Origin of the sequence: Okeania sp. SIO2C9 (genome assembly GCF_010672455.1) — a bacterium.
Taxonomy (GTDB): Bacteria; Cyanobacteriota; Cyanobacteriia; order Cyanobacteriales; family Microcoleaceae; genus Okeania.
The window spans coordinates 1-1,416 of the sequence record NZ_JAAHGO010000223.1; the positions used below are offsets into that span (position 1 = coordinate 1).

1 protein-coding gene is annotated in these 1,416 nt (G+C 42.9%); it reads left to right on the forward strand.

Annotated elements, in window-relative coordinates; all coding sequences use genetic code 11:
- Positions 1-259: 259 nt before the first annotated feature.
- Positions 260-1,303, forward strand: coding sequence for a DICT sensory domain-containing protein (locus F6K23_RS40470; protein WP_293166850.1), 1,044 nt, complete (start codon positions 260-262; stop codon positions 1,301-1,303).
- Positions 1,304-1,416: the final 113 nt, after the last annotated feature.

Here is a 1,416-nt window from a genome sequence, read left to right on the forward strand (position 1 = left end):
TATGCTAGCTCAACCTGGAGACGGCGTTTTAATTGCTGGTAAAGGTCACGAAGACTATCAAATTCTAGGTACTGAAAAAATCCACTTTGATGACCGAGAGCAAGCACGAAATGCCCTGCTGAAACGAGGAAGCTAAAAAGTTCCTGACTGTTCCCTGTTCCTTTATTCGTTGAAAGTTATATGGTTAGAGATAGGAAGCATGGTTTGAAATTCTAACCTGCTACTTGCTAATCTGCAACCTGCTAACCTTTAACGTTCGATGAACCTGCCACGGACTTCAGATTTGTCTATCTACCAGCTAGCTCTGGACAATCTAGCCCCTACCCGACCTCTATCAGTTAATCATGCCACACTCAAATCTCTAGTGGGGTCACTGATTGATGTCTTGATTGAAGCAAAAATCCCGGCAACGCTCTGGATTAAGCTGCCGCCAGCGGGGGGCTGGCAAGCAGAAATAAAGCGGTATCAGCAGCTATTGGATATTTCCCAAACGATTTATCTATGTAGCTATTCTGGAGATGACTTGGTAGAGGAAAAGAATCTAATTAGCCAGGCTAGTAATCTTAAGGGAAAATCGCGCATTTGTCCGGTGCCTCTGGCAGCTGGAAGCCAACTTAAACGAGAGTACTTTTTGATTCTCCTGTCTGAACAATTTAGTAGTCTAATTGCGGCTTACCGACTGCCAAAATCTAAGTCAGCCTTAGCAATAGCCAGTAGAGAAATTAGACCTTTATTAGCCGTTTTTAGCTTTGAACAGAGGGTCATTGAGAGAGTCTTAGAGGCTTTAAGAGAAGTGATGGCTGTAGCTGATAATACTCCTGAGGAGTTACTCGGGGATTGGAAAACTTTATTGCCACGACTATGGGCTGCTGACGAAAAGGAACTACTTACCCAGTTATTGTTTAAGCAAGTACAACGCACCGATAACATATTTGAGCAGCAGGCTGTAAGCAATTACCTTGCTCAGCCTACAAAAGCCAACCCAGTTTCAGTACCTAATTCCCAACAGCACAAATACGAATTTCTAAAGCGATTTGCTCAGGAACTGCGAACACCTTTGACTAATATGAAGACAGCTCTGAAGCTACTGGATTCACCTCAAAGTAAGTCAGTACAGCGCCGAAGATACATGCAGCTGCTTTATTCAGAGTGCGAACGTCAGAATTCCTTAATTACTGGGTTAGTAGAGTTAGCTAAATTAGAAGATGACCTGCAACTAACTGTCACAGAGCCAGTGCAGTTGGCAGAGATTGTTCCCGGTGTGGTTAGTACCTATCAACCTATTGCTCATGCCTTGCACTGATCCTGTACGTTTTGGTGCGGAGCTATTATTGGATGCAGTTATAGGCAACAGGGAACAGTTCATTAATTGATAATTGATAATGGATAATTGATAATTACAAGAAGGTTTTAACC